11 protein-coding genes are annotated in these 20048 nt (G+C 75.1%); 5 read left to right on the plus strand and 6 right to left on the minus strand.

Annotated features, from left to right (window positions below; all coding sequences use genetic code 11):
- Positions 1-338 precede the first annotated feature (338 nt).
- Both eccCa and BLU95_RS14105 read left to right on the plus strand, forming a co-directional pair.
- Positions 339-4289, plus strand: a complete 3951-nt coding sequence (gene eccCa, locus BLU95_RS14100) for a type VII secretion protein EccCa (RefSeq protein ID WP_093860320.1) — start codon at positions 339-341, stop codon at positions 4287-4289.
- Positions 4290-4762: 473 nt separating this feature from the next.
- Positions 4763-6175, plus strand: a complete 1413-nt coding sequence (locus tag BLU95_RS14105) for an APC family permease (RefSeq protein WP_093860321.1) — start codon at positions 4763-4765, stop codon at positions 6173-6175.
- A 101-nt stretch (positions 6176-6276) separates the two neighbouring features.
- On the opposite strand, the gene mycP is transcribed toward BLU95_RS14105, so the two are convergent.
- The 4 genes from mycP to BLU95_RS14125 form a co-directional block, all read right to left on the minus strand.
- Positions 6277-7512, minus strand: coding sequence for a type VII secretion-associated serine protease mycosin (gene mycP, locus BLU95_RS14110; protein WP_093860322.1), 1236 nt, complete (start codon positions 7510-7512; stop codon positions 6277-6279).
- A gap of 88 nt (positions 7513-7600) precedes the next feature.
- Positions 7601-7894, minus strand: a complete 294-nt coding sequence (locus BLU95_RS14115; RefSeq protein ID WP_093860323.1) for a WXG100 family type VII secretion target — start codon at positions 7892-7894, stop codon at positions 7601-7603.
- A 77-nt stretch (positions 7895-7971) separates the two neighbouring features.
- A complete protein-coding gene (locus tag BLU95_RS14120) occupies positions 7972-8274 on the minus strand; it encodes a WXG100 family type VII secretion target (protein WP_093860324.1) in 303 nt (100 codons plus the stop codon).
- Between the two features lie 206 nt (positions 8275-8480).
- Complete coding sequence (locus tag BLU95_RS14125) at positions 8481-10169, minus strand: type VII secretion protein EccB (protein ID WP_093860325.1); 1689 nt, start codon at positions 10167-10169, stop codon at positions 8481-8483.
- A gap of 169 nt (positions 10170-10338) precedes the next feature.
- Between BLU95_RS14125 and eccE the strand changes: the two genes are divergently transcribed.
- From eccE to BLU95_RS14140, 3 genes are all read left to right on the plus strand, one after another.
- Positions 10339-11736, plus strand: a complete 1398-nt coding sequence (gene eccE / locus BLU95_RS14130; protein ID WP_093860326.1) for a type VII secretion protein EccE — start codon at positions 10339-10341, stop codon at positions 11734-11736.
- Positions 11736-12509 carry a hypothetical protein gene (locus BLU95_RS14135; RefSeq protein ID WP_231978564.1) on the plus strand — a complete coding sequence of 258 codons (774 nt, stop codon included), beginning with the start codon at positions 11736-11738 and terminating at the stop codon, positions 12507-12509. The genes eccE and BLU95_RS14135 overlap by 1 nt, the downstream gene beginning before the upstream one ends.
- Positions 12510-12660: 151 nt before the next feature.
- Entirely contained in the window at positions 12661-15003 is a 2343-nt protein-coding gene (locus tag BLU95_RS14140; RefSeq protein ID WP_093860327.1) for a MinD/ParA family ATP-binding protein, read from the plus strand.
- Between the two features lie 149 nt (positions 15004-15152).
- On the opposite strand, the gene BLU95_RS14145 is transcribed toward BLU95_RS14140, so the two are convergent.
- Both BLU95_RS14145 and BLU95_RS41485 read right to left on the minus strand, forming a co-directional pair.
- Positions 15153-16130, minus strand: a complete 978-nt coding sequence (locus tag BLU95_RS14145) for a bifunctional riboflavin kinase/FAD synthetase (RefSeq protein ID WP_093860328.1) — start codon at positions 16128-16130, stop codon at positions 15153-15155.
- 65 nt (positions 16131-16195) lie between these two features.
- Positions 16196-19939, minus strand: a complete 3744-nt coding sequence (locus BLU95_RS41485) for a hypothetical protein (RefSeq protein ID WP_107452555.1) — start codon at positions 19937-19939, stop codon at positions 16196-16198.
- Positions 19940-20048 lie beyond the last annotated feature (109 nt).

Consider the following 20048-nt stretch of genomic DNA (forward strand, 5'->3'; position numbering starts at 1 on the left):
GGTGCCGGCGCGGCACCGGCGGCCGGCCGGTCCGGCCCTCGCGCGGGCGCCCGCCGGGCGGAACCGGCCGGGCGCGGCCACGAGTTGGCGCGGCGTTACCCTACCCGCTCGGTTCGTGCCCGGCCCCGCGGAGGGCGGGCGGGGCCGTGGGAGCGGGCCCCAGTAGGATCGGCCCCTGCGCAGGGCGGCGGGGGCGGCGCGCTCCTCCCCGGATGCCTGCGGTCGGCGGAGCGGGGGCGGCGTCATACGGGGCGTCCTCACCCGTACGGATCCTGTTGCGTGAGGGCTGATGCCGTAGTGATCTTGCGAAGCGTTCGTGGTCGGGGGGTGGGACGCGCATGGGCGTGATCATGGTCAAGCGGCCGCCCCGGGCCTATCCGCCCGCGGTGCCGGACGAGCCGGTGGAGCTGGTGCCCCCGCCCGAACTGCCCCGCTCGGGCGGCGAGGACTGGGTGATGAGCATCCTGCCGATGCTCGGCATGGGCGGTTCGGCGGTGTTCTTCTTCGCCCCCGGAGCCCAGGCCCCGATGAAGATCATGGGCGGTCTGATGATCGTCTCGACGGTCGGCATGGCGCTCGCCCAGATCGTCCGGGCCCGCAAGGGCGGCTCCACGGCCACCGCGGACGAGCGGCGCGACTACCTCAAGTACCTCCAGCAGATGCGCCGCCAGGTCCGCCGGACCGCCGAGCGCCAGCGCGGCGCGCAGCTGTTCCTGAATCCCGAGCCGGACCAGCTCTGGTCGATCGTCGCCGACGGCCGGCGCCTGTGGGAGCGGCGGGCCGGTGACGCCGACTTCGCGCAGATCAGGGTCGGCCGCGGGCCGGTGCAGCTGTCCACCCCGCTGGTCGCACCGCAGACCGCGCCGATGGACGAGCTGGAGCCGCTCTCGGCGGCCGCGATGCGGACCTTCCTGAACGCCCACGGCACCCTGCAGGACCTGCCGCTGGCGATCTCGCTGCGCGCCTTCTACCACATCACGGTCTGCGGCGACCCGGACACCGTGTACGGGAACGTCCGGGCGATGATCGCCCAGCTGACCACCCTGCACTCGCCGGACGACCTGCTGATCACGGTCGCCGCGGCGCCCGGCGCGGTGGACGAGTGGGAGTGGACCAAGTGGCTCCCGCACAACCAGCACCGCAAGGAGAACGACGGCGCCGGCTCCCGCCGGCTGATCGCCACCGGGCTCGGCGACCTGGAGCTGCTGCTCCAGGACGAGCTGGCCGGCCGGCAGCGGTTCGTCCGGGACGCCGCCCCGGCCGCCGACCAGCCGCACATCGTGGTCGTCATGGACGGTGCCTCGGTGCCGCACGACTCGCTGCTGGCGGGCGCCGAGGGCGTGCACGGGGTGACCATCGTCGAGGTGGTCCCGGGTGACCTGGACGAGCCGAGCGGGCACCTGATCGTCACCGTCTCGCCGGACGCGCTGGTGCTGCGCTCCGCCTCGGGTGCCACGTACACCGGCAAGCCGGACAGCCTCGGCGCCTGGCAGTCCGAGGCGCTGGCCCGGCAGCTGGCGCCGTACCGGGCCTCGGCCGGCGGCGACGACGAGCCGCTGCTGTCCAACCTGGACTTCACCGATCTGATGAACTCCGGCGACCCGGGCTCCTTCGACGTGACCCGCAGCTGGCGGCAGCGGGCGCAGCACGAGCGGCTGCGGGTGCCGATCGGCGTCGGGGCCGGCGGCGAGCACGTGTACCTGGACCTCAAGGAGGCCGCGCTGGAGGGCATGGGCCCGCACGGCCTCTGCGTCGGCGCGACCGGCTCCGGCAAGTCCGAGCTGCTGCGCACCCTGGTCCTGGCGCTGGCGATGACGCACTCCTCGGAGACGCTGAACTTCGTGCTCGCCGACTTCAAGGGCGGCGCCACCTTCGCGGGCATGGCGGACATGCCGCACACCTCGGCGGTGATCACCAACCTGGAGGGCCAGCTCACCCTGGTCGACCGGATGCGGGACGCCATCGAGGGCGAGCTCAACCGGCGCCAGGAGCTGCTGCACCGGGCGGGCAACTACGCGAACATCCACGAGTACGAGCGGGCCCGGGCGGCCGGCGCGGCGCTGGACCCGCTGCCCTCGCTGGTGCTGATCATCGACGAGTTCTCCGAACTCCTCACCGCCAAGCCCGACTTCATCGACATGTTCATCCAGATCGGCCGGATCGGCCGGTCCCTCGGGGTGCATCTGCTGCTGGCCTCGCAGCGTCTCGAGGAGGGCAAGCTGCGCGGCCTGGACACCTATCTCTCCTACCGGATCGGTCTGCGCACCTTCTCGGCGGCCGAGTCGCGGGCGGCGATCGGTGTCCCGGACGCCTACCACCTGCCGCCGGTACCGGGTGTCGGCTACCTGAAGTTCGGCACCGACGTGATGGAACGGTTCAAGGCCGCCTACGTCTCCGGCGCCTACCGGGCACCGGGGCAGCAGCGGTCGACCGGCGGCCGGCTGGTGTCCGCGCGGCCGGTGCGGTTCACCGCGGCCGAGGTGCCGGTGACCGAGCCGCTGGTGCAGGAGGAGGTCGAGCCGCTGGTCGAGGAGCAGGACGACGCCCTGGCGGACACCGTGCTGGACGTGTTCGTGCAGCGGATGGCGGGCCAGGGCCCGGCCGCGCACCAGGTGTGGCAGCCGCCGCTGGACGCGCCGCCGAGCGTGGACCAGCTGCTGCCGCCGCTGCAGGCGACCGCCGAGCGCGGGCTGACCGCACCGCAGTCGGGCACGCTGGGCCGGCTGCGGGTGCCGGTCGGGATCGTCGACAAGCCGCGCGACCAGAAGCGCGACATCCTCGACCAGGACTACGCGGGCGCGGCCGGCCACGGACTGGTGGTCGGCGGCCCGCGCTCCGGCAAGTCGACCATGATCCGCACCACGGTGGCCTCGTTCGCGCTCACCCACACGCCGTTGGAGGTGCAGTTCTACCTGCTGGACTTCGGCGGTGGCGGCTTCCAGTCGCTCCAGGACCTGCCGCACGTCGGCGGGGTGGCCGGGCGGCTGGACGCGGAGAAGGTCCGCCGCACGGTCTCCGAGGTGCACGGAGTGCTCAACCGGCGCGAGGAGCTCTTCCGCAGCACCGGGATCGACTCCATCGGCACCTACCGGGCCCGCCGGGCCGCCGGCGCGCTGCCCGACGAGCGGTTCGGCGACGTCTTCCTGGTGGTCGACGGCTGGAACACCTTCAAGCAGGAGTTCGAGGCGCTGGAGCCGGTCATCGGCGACATCGCCCAGCGGGGCCTCGGCTACGGCGTCCACCTGATCGTCACCGCGACCCGGTACGCCGAGGTCCGCCCGGCACTCAAGGACCTGCTGCAGAACCGGAGCGAGCTGAAGCTCGGCGACGCGATGGAGTCCGAGGTGGACCGCCGGGTGGCCCAGGCCGTACCGGCCGTACCGGGCCGGGGCGTCACCGCGGACCGGCTGCACTTCCTCACCGGTCTGCCCCGGCTGGACGGCTCCGGTTCGGTGGAGGACCTGCAGGACGGTGTGGCCGGGCTGGTCCGGGCGGTCGCCGGGGCCTGGACCGGTCCGCGCGCGCCGCAGGTGCGGATGCTGCCGACGGTGCTGGACGGGCAGTCGCTGCCGAAGGGCTTCGAGCACCCGGAGCGGGGTGTCGCCTTCGGCGTCGACGAGGCGGAACTGGCACCGGCCTTCGTCAACTTCGAGACCGACCCGCTGTTCATCGTGTTCGGCGACACCGAGTCCGGGAAGTCCGCGCTGCTGCGGATGCTGGTCAAGCAGATCACCGAGCGGTACACCCCGGACCAGGCGGGGATCGTGGTCGGCGACTACCGGCGCGCGCTGCTCGGCGTGGTCCCGCCGGAGTACCTGGTCGAGTACGCCGCCGCGCAGCCGGCCATGAGTTCCGTGGTGGAGATGCTGCGCGGGGCCTGCGCGCGCCGACTGCCCGGTCCCGACGTGACCGCGGAGCAGCTGCGCAACCGCAGCTGGTACAGCGGCAAGGACATGTTCGTGGTGGTGGACGACTACGAGCTGGTGGCGACCTCCTCGGGCAATCCGCTGGCCGCGCTGGCCGAGTTCCTGCCGTTCGCGCGCGACATCGGGCTGCGGGTGGTCGTCGCGCGCAGCGCCGGCGGTGCCGGGCGCTCGCTGTACGAGCCGTTCATGCAGCGGATGCGGGAGCTGGGCGGGCAGGGCGTGCTGCTGTCCGGCAACCGGGACGAGGGCCCACTGCTGGGCAACGTCAAGCCGCAGGCGCTGCCACCGGGCCGGGGCGTGTTCGTCTCGCGCCGGGTGACCAGCGGGCAGATGGTGCAGACGGGCTGGCTGCCGGCGCCGTAGCGGCGGGGCACGGTGGTCACGGAGCGTGTCGGAAGGGGTCGGATCCTCGGGGGTCCGACCCCTTCCGACGTCCAGGTTCCGAAACGTTACCTAGATCTTTCCGCCGGAGGCCTGCGGTTCCCGTACCCGGCCGGCGGTGGGCCCGGCGACCCGGCGGCTTCCGGTCGACCTGCCTCCGCATCTGGTCAAGACCTTTGATTGGGGCGCGCAACACCACGTTCACCTTGGATTCAAGTGTGTTGTGGCGAAAGTAACAAGTCGGACATGCATAGTGATGACGATAAGTGATCATCAGATCGCATGTTTATGCGCACAGTGACAACGGATTCCGAAGCGATTCCGGCATTGACGCGATCGATACGGCCAAGGTTCCATGGCGGCCCGGGAGCGACAGGACCAGAACCGAGCAGACCAGCCAGCGGAGGCGATACCGCTCCCTCCCCAGGACCGCACAGAGCCGATCGGATGCCCCGATGACCGACACGCTTCGCCCACCGACCGCCGCGGCCACCGCCCCGGCCGGCACGGGCACCCCCGCCGCCCCGCAGACGCTCAAGCGTTCGATCGGCGTCGTGGGCGGCACACTGCTCACGCTGTCCTGCGTCACCCCGGCCTCCACCCTCTTCGTGATCGTCCCGGAGCTGTTCTCCAGCATCGGCAGCGCCACCGCGCTGGCCATCGCGATCGGCTCGGTGCTCTGCATCGCGGTCGCCTTCTGCTACTCCGAGCTCGGCACCCTGATCCCCAGCGCCGGCGGCGAGTACGCCATGGTCGGCACCCTGGCCGGACGGCTGGCCGGCTGGCTGGTGTTCGTGCTCTCGCTGATCGTGGTGATGATCGTCCCCTCGGTCATCGCCCTCGGCACCGCCGACTACCTGGCACCCGTCCTGCACGTCGACAAGCCGCTGGCCGGCGCCGCGGTGATGCTCGCCGCCACCCTGGCCGGCCTGCTGGACCTGCGCGCCAACGCCTGGATCACCGGCGTCTTCCTGGTGCTGGAGGTCATCGCGGCCGGCGTCGTCTCCGTGCTCGGCTTCGCCCACGCCAACAGCGGCGCCCCCAGCATGCTGCACGGCGTGGTCACCGGCGAGGACGGCGTCACCACCACGGTGAGCATCGGCGCGATCATCGGCGCCCTCGGCATCGCGCTCTTCATCACCCAGGGCTTCTCCACCGCCGTCTACCTCTCCGAGGAGCTGGAGAACCCGCGCCGCAACGTCTCCCGCACCGTGCTGTGGACGCTGGCGATCTCCGCCGCCGTCATCCTGGTCCCGGTCGCCGCCATCACCATGGGCGCCCCCGACCTCGCCACCCTGAGCTCCGGCGACATCTCCGGCATGGTCACCGCCTGGAGCAACTCGGCCGTCGGCACCTTCATCAGCCTCTGCGTCGCGCTGGCCATCATCAACGCCGGCATCGTCATGGTCATCCAGAACTCCCGGGTGCTGTTCGCCTCGGCCCGCGACAAGGCGTGGCCCGGCCCGGTCAACAAGGCCTTCGGCACCCTGGGCCGGTTCGGCTCCCCGTGGGTCGCCACCCTGGCCGTCGGCCTCCCGGGCGCCGCGCTCTGCTTCGTCAAGGGCGAGCTGCTGAGCGAGATCACCGGCGTCGCCGTCACCGGGATGTACCTGCTGGTCGCGATCGCCGCCCTGCTCTCCCGCCGCAACCAGCACAAGCACGCCGCCGCCTGGCGGATGCCGCTGTGGCCGGCCGTCCCGGTGGCGCTGATCGCGGTGCTGGTCTACGTGATCACCCAGCTGGACACCGTGCCGCTGCTGTGGACCGGCGGCATCACCGCCGTCGCCACCCTCTACTGGCTGCTCTACCTGCGCCCGCGGCAGGACACCCGCTGGGTGATCACCGTCCCCGAGGACCAGCAGGCCTGACCCACCGGACCCCCACCCCTCCCCCACACGGCAGTGCCCCGGGCTCCCCCTGGCCCGGGGCACTGCCGCGTCCGCTCGCCGCCCGGCGGTCCGGGCACGGGTCAGGGGCGCCGGCGGTGGTCGCGCAGCACGATGCCGCCGCCGATCAGCAGGGCGACCAGCAGCGCCCCCGCACCCAGGACATAGGTCGCGGTCCGGCCGTCGCGGTCGGCCTGGGTCTCGCCGAGGCCGAGCGGGCGGGGCACGATCGGGGCCGATGCCAGCTGCACCGGCGGGTCCTCGGCCGGCTTGTCCGGCGGCGCCGCGGGCGCGGTGGTGACGGCCTTCACCGGGTCGACCACGCCCCAGCCGATGTACTCGTTCGCCTTGTGGTCGGTGCGCTGCGCGGTCTGCTCGATCCAGGCGCGCACCTGGCTCGGCCGCCAGTCCTTGTGCGCGCCGACCAGCAGCGCCGCCAGCCCGGCCACGTACGGCGCGGCGAAGCTGGTGCCGTTGTCCACGCACTGCCCGCCGCGCGGGACGGTGGAGAGCATGTCGACGCCCGGGGCCGCGACGTCCACGAAATCGCCGTACTGGGAGAAGTAGGTGCGCTCGTTGTTGCGGTCGGAGGCGCCGACGGCGAGCACCGTGCGGAAGGCCGCCGGGAAGGTGTCGCCCTTCTTGCCGTCGTTGCCGGAGGAGGCGACCACCACCACGCCCCGGTTCTCCGCGTTGTCGACCGCCGCCTTCAGCTCCTCGTAGCCGACGAAGCGGGTGTCGGCCGCGCCGCGCACGTCCTGCGAGATGTTGATGACCTTGGCCCCCTGGGCGACGGCCGAGTTGACGGCGTCCACCAGCGAGTGCACGTCGCCGTTGCCCTCGGCGTCGTTCTGCCGGATGGACAGCACGGTGGCGCCCGGGGCGATGCCGACGAAACCGGTCCGGTCGCTGCGGGAGGCCGCGATGATGCCGGCCACCTTGGTGCCGTGGCCGACCAGGTCGTCCTTGCCACCACCCTCGACCCGCTTGCCCTCCTTGTCCTTCAGCAGCGAACCGCCGTCGAGGACCTTGTCGGCCAGCTGCGGGTTCTGGTCGTCCACCCCGGTGTCGATGACCGCGACCAGGACGCCCGCGCCGGTGGTCGCGCCGCCCTGCCAGAGCTCGTCCAGCACCATCCGCTGGAGCGACCACGGCACGGCCTGCACGTTCTGGGCGTTCTTGCCGCACTCCCCCGACGCCGAGACGCCCGGCCCCTCGGCCGCCGCCGGCACCGCCAGCGGGCCGCCGAGCAGTGCGAGCGCGGCCGCCGCCGCGGCCGCCGTCCGGTACCTGGCCACCGGCACCCTGCCACCCCTCATCTCGTCCACCTGGTCGTGCGGTCGTGCCAAAGGCGGGTGCCCGCGCGGGGCACCCGCCCTTCGGCGCGTGAAACGGGGCCGTGGACCGTCAGCCGGTCCAGAGGGTGGCGTTGCGGTTCTCGGTGTTCTGGTAGCTCTGGGCCGCGCTGTCCAGGGACTTGGCGATCTTCTCCAGGACCTCCTGGAGGTGCTCGGCGCGCTGGTCCCACTTGGTCTGGTGGGCCCGGTAGCCCTGCTGGGCGGCGCCCTCCCAGCTGCCGGAGATCTTGGTGACCCCGGCCTTCAGCTCCTCGAGCTGGGCCTTGATGGTCCCCGCGGTCCGACGGACCTCGGAGCTGGCGTTCTTGATGGTCTCGAAGTTGACCAGAATGTGTTCGGCCACGATGTCTCCTAGTCGAGGCTGCGAGGCACCCCGTCAGCCGAGGGGTGCGCCGCCGGGTGAACGGACAGAGCTGAGGATCAGGACGTGGCCGCGGCGCCGAAGACCGCCTGCTGGTCGGCGTCCGCCTGCGAGTACTTCTGGGTCGTGAGCTCGATCGCGTCCTTGATGGCGCGCAGCGACTTGTTCAGCTCCTGGGCGTCCGTGTTGAACTGACCCTGGAGGTTGGTGTACGCCTGCGCGGCCTGGCCCTGCCAACCACCGGTGATCGAACCCACCAGGTTGTTGAGACCGTTGATCTCGGTGTTGATCTGGTTGATGACCTCGTCCATGTGCTTGGCGAAAGCCAGCATCTCCTGAGCGGTCGTCTTGAACTGACCCATGCTCTACCGTCCCCCATGAGACAGACCTTGAGTCCGAAGGGGTCGTTCCCGGCCCCCCGGGCACCACCGGTGTGATGTCCTGCAGCACTGTAGTCGGCACACGCAGCTCGCCCAACACCGGGCGACGGTCGGTTACCAAGCCATGACATCGTGGCCAATTCCTTTGCGGGCAGCGGGGCGAGGCCCGACCGGACCTCGCCCCGGTGCTAGGCGTTCTGCTGCTGGGCCGCGCTCCTGGCGTTGAGCGCGGGACCGACCGGCACCAGGTTCGACCACTGCTGCGGCACCGGCGCCGGCTGCAGCCCCTGGTAGCCCAGCCGGGCCTGGTTGCCGCCCAGCTCCTCGGGCTGCGGCGGGCCGGACGGGGTGGCCGACTGGCCGGACGGCGCCTTCGGCGCACCGGGCTGCGCGGGCGCCGGCCCGGACGGCTGGCCGGGCTGGGCCGGCGGCGCGCTCTGGCCGCCCTTGCCGCCCTCGCTGCTCGCCGGCACCGCGTACCGCAGACCGGTCTCGGTGATCAGGAAGTCCGTGCCGGAGCCGTCCGCGGCGTTGTCCAGCGCGCGGTAGAACAGGCCGTGACCCGGTGTCACGTGCGCGGTCGACGTGCCGTTGCCGTACCGCACCGGGTACTCGGTCCCGGCCCAGACGCTGCGCCGCGGCGTCCGGCCGTCCTCCGCGACCCCGTCGAAGGTGCTGCAGACCACCGCCCGGGCGTCCTTCGGCGCCTGCCAGGAGTTGGCCGGCGCACCCGTCCGGGTGGGCCAGTCCGCGGCGCCCTCGGCCATCAGCGGCACACTGCTGTTGACGGTGGCGTGCTCGGCCGGGGTGAGGTCGTCGATCCGCGGGCTCTTGTTGGCGTCCTGGTTGTACAGCGGCTGCAGCAGCGGGTTCTGCCGGATCAGCTCCGCCTGGAACTGGCTGACCAGCAGCAGCTGGCTCTTCCCCACCACGTAGTGCTTCTCGCCGAACCGCACCAGCCGGCCGATCTTGCGGTCCTCCGGGTTCTGCAGCGGCACCGAGGAGTTGGCCGTCCTGGTGTCCGGGACCAGTCCGTCGATCCGGGGGAAGACGATGTCGCTGCCCGGCGCCAGGGTGTCCAGCCAGTCCTTCTTCACCTTCTGAGGGACGGCCATGGACCCGAAGACGGCCCACATCAGCTGCGAGCGGGTGGTGTCGGAGTCCTCCGGTCCGCCGATCGCGTGCCGGCGGCCCTTGCTGTCCACCAGGAAGACCTTCAGCTTCCCCTGGCCCGCGGCCGGACCGGAGGCGGTCACCTGCGGGTCGTCCGCCTGCTGCACCAGCAGCGCCTGGCCGACGTCCAGCATCCGGTCCTTCGCCCCGAGCACGTCCGCGTCGGCGCCGCCCGCCACGAACACCGCCTGGTCGACCGTGCTCCCCTGGTCGTCGCCCGGCCGGTCGCAGACCGACCACTTCATCGGCCGGCTCGCGTTCTCCTTGCTGGGCAGCTTGTCCGGCGCGTACGGGATGCCGATCGTCGGGCCGTGGTTGGGATAGCGGTCCAGCACGCCGTCGTCGACCACCACCACCTTGCTGTCCACCGGCAGCACCAGCCGCGCCGAGGCCATGTTCAGCACCTGGTGCAGCCGCTTGGTCTTCCCGTCCGGGTCGACCAGCACCACGTAGCGGGTGGTGCTCTGCTTGCCCTGGACGATGTACTTGCCCTCGTCCCAGCCGACCGGCGCGCTCGGCTTGAACACCCCCCACAGACCGAAACCGCCGATCACCAGTGCCCCCACCAGGACGCTCGGCAGGATCGCCTTCACCGGGCGCGGCGCGTCCTCGTCGCTCCCCCCGCCGCCGGGCAGCAGGAAGGCTCCGACCGTGCGCTTGCGGGCGAAGGTGTAGGCGTTCAGCTCGTCCCGGCGCGATGCCATGCTCGTCGTCTCCCCTGTCGGACCCTGCTCCCCGTGGCCTGCCACCCACCGGGCGAGAACGGGCTCGAACCCTCTACGATGCGGCAGCAGACGGTGAGTACGGTACGGGTACGGTTCACGCACCGGCCAGCCGGGCCGCGACAACCGACCAGAGAGGGGCACTCGGGGGATGCCGAACCAGACCGCACCGGGGCGCCGGAGCACATCACGGGCCAGTGGTGCGCGCCGCTCCGCCCGGCGCGACGGGACCGACACCGCGGGCTCCCCCGCCCCGGGCCGTGCCGACGGACCCCGGGGGCCGGTCACGGTCCGCGTCCACCCCCGGCCCGGACTGCTCGGCAGCCGGCTGAGGCTCCAGCAACTCGTGCTGGTCGAGGTCGCGGTGGCCCTGGTCGCGGTCGGCTGGACGATCAGCAGGCCGGTCGCCGCCGGCTTCGGCGCGGTCGCCCTCGCCCTGGTCGCACTGGCACTGGTACCGCTGCGCGGCCGCACCCTGCCCGAAGCGCTGCGGGTGCGCGCCGCGCTCAAGGCCCGCCGCAAGCGGGCCCGCGCCCACCTGCCGCCGCCCGGCACCGACCCGGCGCTCGCGCCCGCCCTGGAACTCGAACCCGCGCTGCGCACCTGCACGCACGCGACCGAGGCCGACCTCGGCGGCCGTCCGGTGCGCCGGGAGACCGGCATGGTCGGCGACGGCACCTTCCTCAGCGCCGTCCTGCTCGTCCAGGCCAAGGACCTGCCGCTGCGTCCGGACCGCACCGCCCGGCCGCTGCCGCTGGACGTGGTCTGCTCGGCGCTGCGGGTCGACGACATCGCCCTGGAGTCGGTCCAGCTCGTCCAGCACACCCAGCCGGCGCCCGCGCCGCACCTGCCCGAGCAGTCGCTGGCCGCCCGCGCCTACCGGGAGCTCGCCGACGGCACCGCCACCCCCGCGCTGCGGCTCACCTGGGTCGCGCTCAAGCTCGACCCGGAGCGGGCCGCCACCGCGGTGCGCGCCCGGGGCGGCGGCGAGGCGGGCGCCCGCAAGGCGCTCCAGCGGGTCACCGACCAGCTGGCCGGGCGGCTGAACAGCGCCGGGTTCGACGTCACCGTGCTCGACGAGCGCGAGCTGATCGCCGCCCTCGCCATCTCCACCTGCGTCAACCCGCTGGCCACGACGGTCCGGCAGGGCACCGGCAGCGGCGGCGGCAGCGGGCGGCGCACCCAGGAGACCAACCGGTTCTGGCGGGTCGACGACCGCTGGCACAGCACCTACTGGATCTCCCGCTGGCCGCAGCTGGGCCGCCCCGGCGGCGCCCCCGGCCGGATCGCCGTCCCCGATCTGGTGAACCTGGTCACCGGCGCGCCCGCACTGGCCAGCACCTTCAGCCTGACCGCCGGTCACGGCACCGGCGGCTCGGTCACCCTCAGCGGCCACGTCCGGGTCACCGAACGCAGCGAGAGCGAGGCCGTCGAACTCGGCCGGCAGCTGGAGGCCCGGGCCCAGAGCGCCGGGCTCGGCCTGGTCCGGCTCGACCTGGAGCAGGCACCCGGCGTGCTCGCCACCCTGCCGCTGGGAGGTGCTTCCTGATGGCGCAGCAGTTCTATCCCGCCCCCGCGCCGAGGGCCGGCGCGGAGCCGGCGCCCCGGACCGGGCGCCGGCTGCTGCCGGGCTTCGGGCTGCGCGGCCCGCGCCGGGAGAAGCACGTGCTCACCCTCGCCGAGCTCGACGCACTGTCCTTCCCGGTCGGCGACGACGGCGTGCTGATCGGCGAGGACGTGCACCGCTCCCGGCCCGCCGTACTCGGCCTGTTCCGGCCCAGCTCCTACGACCTGGTGCTGGTCGGCGGCCTCTGGACGGCGCAGGTCATCGCGCTGCGGGCGGCCGCCACCGGCGCGCGGATCGCCGTCGAGACGGCCCGCGGCCAGCTCTGGGGGCCGATGGCGCAGGCCGCGGGCGGCGGGCAGCCGTGCGTGACGGTCCACCAGCCCGGCCGGCTCGGCCCGCAGGGCGCCTCGGTCACCTCGCCGGTGCTCGTGGTGCGCGACCTCGGCGCCCGCCCGCCGCGCAGCCGGCTCTCCGCCACGCCCTGGCAGACGATCCTGACGGTGGTGCCGCACCTGGGGCCGAACGCCTCCCGGGTGCTCAACGCGGCCGATCTGGTCGGGGTGCAGCGGGTGATGCCGGAGGAGGCCGAGCTGATCGGCCGGGTGCTCTCGCTCGGACCGGCCGAGACCGCCGCCCTGCCGTCGCTCCCGGACGACCTGACGCTGTGGACGACCCGGATGAGCCGTCAGTACGTCCGCGTGGTCACCGGGCCGGCGGAACGGCAGGTCCTGGGCGGCCCGCGTCGCCTCGACTGATCCGCGCGGACCCGGTCGGAGCCTGTGTACGGCCCGTGTGCGGCCCGGTCGGAGATGAGACACCGCCTTCAGCCGGGGGTGGCTCACGGCCTAGGCTGTGGGACGGCAACGGCACCGCGAACTTGCGGCGGCGAACACGAGGGAGCCCTAGGTGAGCAGCGATCGGGACGGCGTCTACGTCGGCGACAACGCGGCGGAGGACGACGACGACTGGTCCGACGCGCCCGATTACACTCCCCCGTCCTGGTACGTGCAGACGGACACCGCGGGCGCTCCGGCGGCCGCGCCGGGCGCCGGGGTGACGCCGGGTCCGGGCGGTGCGGCCGCTCCGGCGGCCGCGCCGGTCCCTGCGGCCGCGCCCGCGGCCGTACCCGTGCCCGCTCCTGCGCCTTCGCCCGCGCCCGTCGGCGTGCCCGCACCGGAGGCCGTGGCGCCGCCGGTCGCGGCCCAGCCGCCGGTGCAGCAGCTCGCGCCGTCGCAGCCGCAGCCTCCGGTGCAGCCTTCGACGTACCCGCAGCCGCAGCCGCAGCCGCAGCCGCAGCCGCAGCCGCAGCCGGGCGAGGCTGCCGCACCGGTGGCGGCTCAGGTGCCGGCACCGGTCGAGGGTGTCCCCGCCGAGCCCTTCGCGGTGCCGCCGACCGCCCCGGCCGCGCCGGCTCCGGCGCCTGTCCCGGCTCCGGCTCCGGCCCCCATGCCCGGTTGGCCGCCGGCCGACCCGTCCACCCCGCTGTCCGGCCCCGCCCAGCCGCCGGCCGCCCCGGCACCCCAGCCGTACCCGGCCGCACCGCAGCAGCCCTTCGCCGCGGCACCGCCCCAGCCGTTCGCCCAGGAGCCGCAGGCCTTCCCGTCGGCCCCCCAGCCGTTCGTCCAGGACCCCCAGCCCTTCGCACCGGACCCGCAGGCCTTCGCACCGGACCCGCAGGCCGCCGCTTGGGCAGCCGCCCAACAGGCCCAGCAGTCCCAGCCCGGCCAGCCCCAGCAGGCCGTCCCGCCGCAGGCCCAGCCCCAGCAGCCGCAGCCCGGACCGGCCGCGCCGCCCGCCGGGGCCGACCCGCGCGCCGGCGGCTGGCCGCAGCCCGCCGCCTACCAGCAGCCCGGGCAGCCCCAGCCGAACGCCCCGCAGTGGGGCCAGCCGCCGGCCGCGCCCGCCGCGTTCCAGCAGGCCGGCGCCCCGCAGCAGACCGCGCACGGCGCGCCGCTCGGCTACACCGCCGCCGTCGAGCTGTCCTCGGACCGGCTGCTGCGCAGCCAGCCGAAGCAGCAGCGGCAGCAGCCGCGGTTCCAGTTCGGCGGCAAGGCCGCGGCCGCCGAGAAGGCCCGCCGACTGGAGATCATCCGCACACCGGTGCTCAGCTGCTACCGGATCGCGGTGATCAGCCTCAAGGGCGGCGTGGGCAAGACCACGACCACCACCGCCCTGGGGGCCACCCTGGCCAGCGAGCGCCAGGACAAGGTGATCGCGATCGACGCCAACCCGGACGCCGGCACGCTCGGCCGCCGGGTCAAGCGGCAGACCGGCGCGACCATCCGCGACCTGGTGACGGCCATCCCGCACCTGCGCAGCTACATGGACATCCGTCAGTTCACCTCGCAGGACCTCCACTCCGGTCTGGAGATCCTGGCGAACGACGTCGACCCGGCCGTGTCGACCACCTTCAACGACTCGGACTACCGCCAGGTCATCGACGTGCTGGGCCGCCAGTACCCGATCATCCTGACCGACTCCGGGACCGGTCTGCTGTACAGCGCGATGCGCGGGGTGCTGGACCTCGCCGATCAGCTGATCATCGTCTCCACGCCCAGCGTGGACGGCGCCTCGTCCGCCTCCACCACCCTGGACTGGCTCTCCGCGCACGGTTACGCCGATCTGGTGCAACGGTCGATCACGGTGGTCTCCGGGGTCCGCGAGACCGCAAAGATGATCAAGGTCGAGGACATCGTCGCGCACTTCCAGACCCGCTGCCGCGGCGTGGTCGTGGTGCCGTTCGACGAGAGCCTGGCGGCCGGCGCCGAGGTCAACCTCGACATGATGCGGCCCAAGGTCCGCGAGGCCTACTTCGAGCTGGCCACCCTGGTCGGCGAGGACATCGTCCGCGCCCAGCAGGCCGCCCAGCAGAACGGCTGGCAGCAGCAGGTCCAGCCGCAGTCGCCGGCGCCGGGCTACCCGCAGCCCCAGCCCGGACCCCAGGGCCAGCCCCCGTACGGCCAGCCGTACCCCTACGCCCAGCCGCCGCAGCCCGGCCAGCACGCCCCCCAGCCCGCGCCCGGCACGCCGTGGGCGCCGCAGCCCGGGCAGGTCCCGCCGCCCCCGCCCGGCTACGGCTACCCGCCGCAGCAGAGCGCCCAGCCGCAGCCGCCGGCGCCCGAGTGGCAGCAGCCGCCCGCCCCGCCGGCCGGCGGCGGCTACGGCCACCCCCAGCCCGAGGAGGGCCACCAGCCGCCCCCGCCGCCGCCCGGCTACGGCTACCCGCCGCCGCCCGCGCCGCAGCAGTAGCAGTAGCAGCGGCGACGAACGCCGAGAGCCCGCCGACCTCCGTGGTCGGCGGGCTCTCGCGTACGCTCCGCAGGCCGTCCGGCGCGGCGGTACCGGTCACACGTCCGCCGGCCCGAGTCCGTCGGCCGGTGGCCCGTGGCCCGTGGCCGTCAGCCGGCCTCGGTCAACTCCCGGGCCCGCTTCACGTCGTCGGCCATCCGCTCCAGCAGCGCCTCGACGGAGTCGAACTTCTCCATCCCCCGCAGGTACACCAGGAACTCCACCGCCACGTGCAGCCCGTAGAGGTCCAGGCCGACCCGGTCGATGGCGTACGCCTCCACGGTGCGCGCGGTGTTGTCGAAGGTCGGGTTGGTGCCCACCGAGATCGCGGCCGGCATCCGCCCGCCCTGCCCGCCCTCGGGCAGGAGGGTCCCGTCCTGTCCCGCGATCAGCCAGCCCGCGTACACGCCGTCGGCCGGGATCGCGCTGTGCGGGACGGTGTCCACATTGGCGGTCGGGTAGCCCATCTCACGGCCGCGCTGCGCGCCCCGCACCACCTCGCCCTCCACCCGGTGCGGACGGCCCAGCACCTCCGCCGCCCCGGCCACGTCACCGGACGCCACCAGCCGGCGGGTCAGGGTCGACGAGAACGGCTCGCCGTCGCCGACGGTGCCGCGCACCTGGAGGTCGACCACCTCGACGCCGCAGTCCGCCGCCCGGCCCAGTTCGGCCAGCAGGGCGACGTTCCCGGCCGCGCGGTGGCCGAAGCGGAAGTTCGGCCCCTCGACCACCAGGCAGGCGTGCAGCGCGTCCACCAGCACCTGCCGGAAGAACTCCTCCGGCGACTCCTTGGAGAACTCGGTGGTGAACGGCAGCACCAGCACGGCGTCGACGCCCAGCTCCTCGATCAGCTCCGCCCGGCGCGGCTGCGGGGCGAGCAGCGGCGGGTGGGTCCCGGGACGGACCACCTCGCTGGGGTGCGGGTCGAAGGTGACCACCACCGAGCGCACCCCCCGCTCGCGGGCGCGCTCGACCACCCGGTTGATGATCAGCTGGTGTCCGCGGTGCACCCCGTCGAACGAGCCGATGGTGACGACGCTGCGTCCCCAGTCGGCGGGGATCTCCTCCAGGCCACGCCAGCGCTGCACCTGACCGCTCCTTGTTCCCTACGGCGCGTACCTTCTGTACGCTCAAACGCTCAAAACCCGAACCCCTATAGCGTGCCATGCGCCTGTCCGGAGTTCGGCACCGGAAGGCAGGTTGGCCGAACCACCTGGTGCGGGACTCCGCCGCCCGGCGGCCGGGCGGCCCCGGCCCCGCCGGTCCGCTCGGCCTCCGCGGCCGCGTCCCTCGGGTCCCGGCCGGCCGCGACCAGGGCGCGCAACCGGTCCAGCCTCGGCCCCACCGGACGGGCCGGCCGTTCGTCCTCCGGCCAGCGCGCCAGCAGCGCGGCGAACGCCGCCGACCGGCCGGCGCACCGCACCAGCAGCCCGTCCGCGCCCGGCAACGCCGCCGCCGCCCTGACCACCACCGCCCGGGCCCGGGCCGGCCGCTCCGCCGCGCAGTGCTCGGCCAGCCCCGCCAGGGCGGCGGCCAGCACCTCCGGGTCCCCCTCGGTGGCCAGCAGGGTGTCCAGCAGCTCGCAGCGCAGCGCGTCCGCCACCGGGTCGGGCACCGGACGGGACAGCACCTCGGCGAACGGCCGGCGGACCGCCGCCGCACGGGCCGCCAGGGCCCCGCTCAGCAGCACCCGCAGCTCCAGCCGGGCGACCGCACCCCCGACCGCGCCGCGCGCCAGCCGGCGGCCGAGGTAGTCGACGGCGACCGGCCCGGCCAGCTCCGGCCGTTCCCGCAGCAGCCGGGCGGCGAACTCGGCACCCCGCCGGGCGGCCAGCGGCGCCCGGGCGTCCGCGAGCACCCGCAGCGTTCCGGCCACCGGCGCGGCCGGCCGCGCCGCCGCCCCGGGCCCGCCCAGGCGGTCGGCCAGCGCGGCCAGCACCGGCTCCGGGTCGCTCTCCAGCGCCGGTGCCAGCGCCCGCGGGCCCAGGAAGCGGTCCTCACCGCCCCGGTACACGGCGAGCGCCGCCGGGAGATGGACGGCCCGGCTCCCCGGCTCCCGCAGCAGCAGGGCCAGCGCGGCACCGTGCAGGGCCGGCTCCTCCTCCCGGGCCAGCAGGGCCAGCGCGGTGAACCGCAGCAGCTCCGGCCCGGCACCGCGGGCGTACGGGGCCGTGTGCAGCGCGTGCACCGCGGCGGCCACATGCCGTTCGGGCCGGGGGTCGTGGCTCCAGCGGTCGACCGCCCGGCAGAGCGCCGAGGGCTCCTCGACGGCCAGGACGGCGAGCAGCGCGTCCGCCCTCGCGTGGGCGGCTCCGGCCAGTACCTCGGTCAACTCGTCCAGGGCCAGGGCCCGGTGCGCGAACAGCAGGTCGTGCACGAGGTCGGCGACGGTGCTCCCGGGGCGGGCCGGCAGACCGCGCGAGTCGTCGAACCACCCGCAGAGCAGCGGCAGCACCCCCTGCGGATCGGCCCGCAGCCGGCCGGTCACCGCGGCCAGGAACGGCCGCTCCGGCCCGTCGGCGGCCACCAATCGCCGGAGCAGACCGAGTTCGAGCTCCGAGGGCAGCCCGAGACCGGCCCAGAAGGACGGCCCGAACCGGCCCAGACCCTCTGCCGGGAGCCGTTCGAACCCACCCGCGGCGGCCGCCCGTTCGACGATCCGTTCGGCCAACTGCTCCAGCAGCGGCCGGTGTTCGGCGAGGTCCGGACCGTCGGCCAGACCGGCGACCAGCAACCGCCCGGCCCACCAGCCGGGTTCGCTGCCCGCCGGGCGCAGATCCACGGCCCGCCAGATCCGGTGCAGCCACGGATCCAGCGCCGGGGCACCCCAGGTGGCGCCGATCCGCCGCAGTGCGGCGACCACCGGGCCGATCCGGTGCCGCGGCACGGTCCGGATCCCGGCGGGCGGGCCCCCACCGGGACCGGGGGGCGTGTCCTCGGCCTCGCCGAGCAGCAGCCGCAGCGCGGCGTCCAGGTCCAGGTGCAGACCCTGCAGCCAGTCGGCGAACTCCCCGTGCGCGAACCGGTAGCCGGGGCCGGCCGGTACGAACAGCCCCTCCGCCAGCACCGCCGTCGCCCAGCCGCCCGCCACCGGGAACAGTTCCTCGAACGCGGCCCTCGGCAGACCGCCCTGCTCGGCGCCCAGCATCCGCCGCGCCGCCTCGTGCACCCGGCCGGCCACCGCCGCCGCCGTCCGGCGCACCCGCCCGGCGGAGACCCCGGCGGGCCGGACGGCGCCCCGGCGGTGGGCTCCCGGCCGCCGGGGGCGACCGTCCTCGGCGAGCCGCTGGGCCACTCCCAGGCAGCGCAGGTCAAGGTGGGCGGCGAACAGCCCGGCGCGGTCCACCGGCTCCCCGCGCAGCCCCTCCGCCCAGAGCTCCCCGGCCAGCCGGACCGCCAGTGGGTGCCCGGCGTCCCCGGCCGCCGGCCAACCGGGCGGCACCCCGTAGCGCCGCCGCACCCGCTCCGCCGCCTCGGCGGGCAGCGGCCCCAGGCGCCGCACCACCACCCGGACGGCGCCCGCACCGGACCCCCGGCCACCCGCCGGCGCTCCGGCGGGCGGGCCGACAGACGTTCCGACCGGCACCAGGAACTCGCCCTCGGCCCCGCCCGGTGCCAGTCGCTCCCAGGCCTCCTCCCCGCAGGCGGTCAGCAGCCGGGCCCCGCCCGCCGCCAGCCAGCACGCCGAGGCCCGCAACCAGTCGGCGTCCAGCGGTACCGGCGACTCCTCCGGACCGTCCAGCACCACCAGCAGCGGCCGCCCGGCCGCCGCGCAGAGCGCGGCCACCGCCCCGGGGCCGGCCGGCGCCGGCACCCCCAGCCGCGCCGAGGCCGACCCCAGCGCCCGCTCCACCGCGCCGGCGAGCGAGGCGTCCCCCGGCCGGAGGTCCGCGCCGCGCAGCCACACCGTGGGCCGGGGGCCGTCGCCGTCCCCGCGCCGCACGGCGACGGCCGCCGCCTCGGTGCTGCGGCCGGTACCGGCCGCCCCCACCAGCGCCACCACCCCGACCCCCGGCGCTCCCCCCGGCCCGGAACGGCTGTCGCCCGAGGAGGGGCCGTCCACCAGCAGGTCGGCCCACTCCGCGAGCCCGTCCGGCCGGTCCACCCGGTCGGCCGCCAGCGCCGCGACCCGGTCCGGCCCGGCCCCCGCCGCGGCCAGCTGGGCGGCGGACAGTCGCAGCACCCCGGCCAGGTTGAGCGCGCCCCCGTACGCGGGCACCCGGGCCGCATTGCGCGCCAGCGCCTCGGCGAGTTCCGGCACGTCCACCCGGTCGGCCGTCACCGGAACGGCGGTGGGAGGCCCCGGCCGCCCCGGGGGCCGCAGACCGGGCGCGACCACGGCGACCACCGTGCCGCTCGCGGCGTCCAGCACCGGTGCCCCGGCCGGGACGACCGCGGCGTCGGCCGCCGAGGGCACGTCCAGCAGCAGCACACCGCCGGCCGGACGGACGCAGTCGGCCGGCGGGTGCCCCGCCGCGAGGCCGCAGCGCAGCAGTACCGTCCGCCCGTCCGCGCGCCCCTCGCCCCGCACCGGGACGGGCACCAGCAGCACGGTGCCGTCCCCGGCCGCCGGCGGCGGGGCGACGGGCAGCGGCGGCACCGGCAGCCCACCGACCGTGTCGGTGCGCAGCAGGGCCAGCCCCTGCCCGGGCAGCGGCCGGACGTGGTCCGGGCCGAGGACCCTGGTCTGGCCCCCGAAGAGATGCAGGACGATCCCGTCGAGCCCGGCCACCGTCTCGTGCGCGGTGAGGACGGTGCCCAGCGGGTCGAGCACGAAGCCCAGCCCCCGCGGCCGTCCGTCCCGGTCGTGGATCCGCAGCAGCCGGCGGCCGGGGTCACCCGCCGCCGTGCCGTCGTCCTCCCCCGGCAAGCCCCTGAAGCCCAGTAGTCCCGGCATGCCCGCAGCCCTCCCCGCAGGGCCGGCCGGCCCTGGAGTGGACGCGTCGCGGCGACCTGCGCGCCGCGGGGGAGCCTGCCCGCCGTGGGCGCGGACCGACCGCGCCCAC

This window comes from Streptomyces sp. TLI_053 (assembly GCF_900105395.1).
GTDB lineage: Bacteria > Actinomycetota > Actinomycetes > Streptomycetales > Streptomycetaceae > Kitasatospora.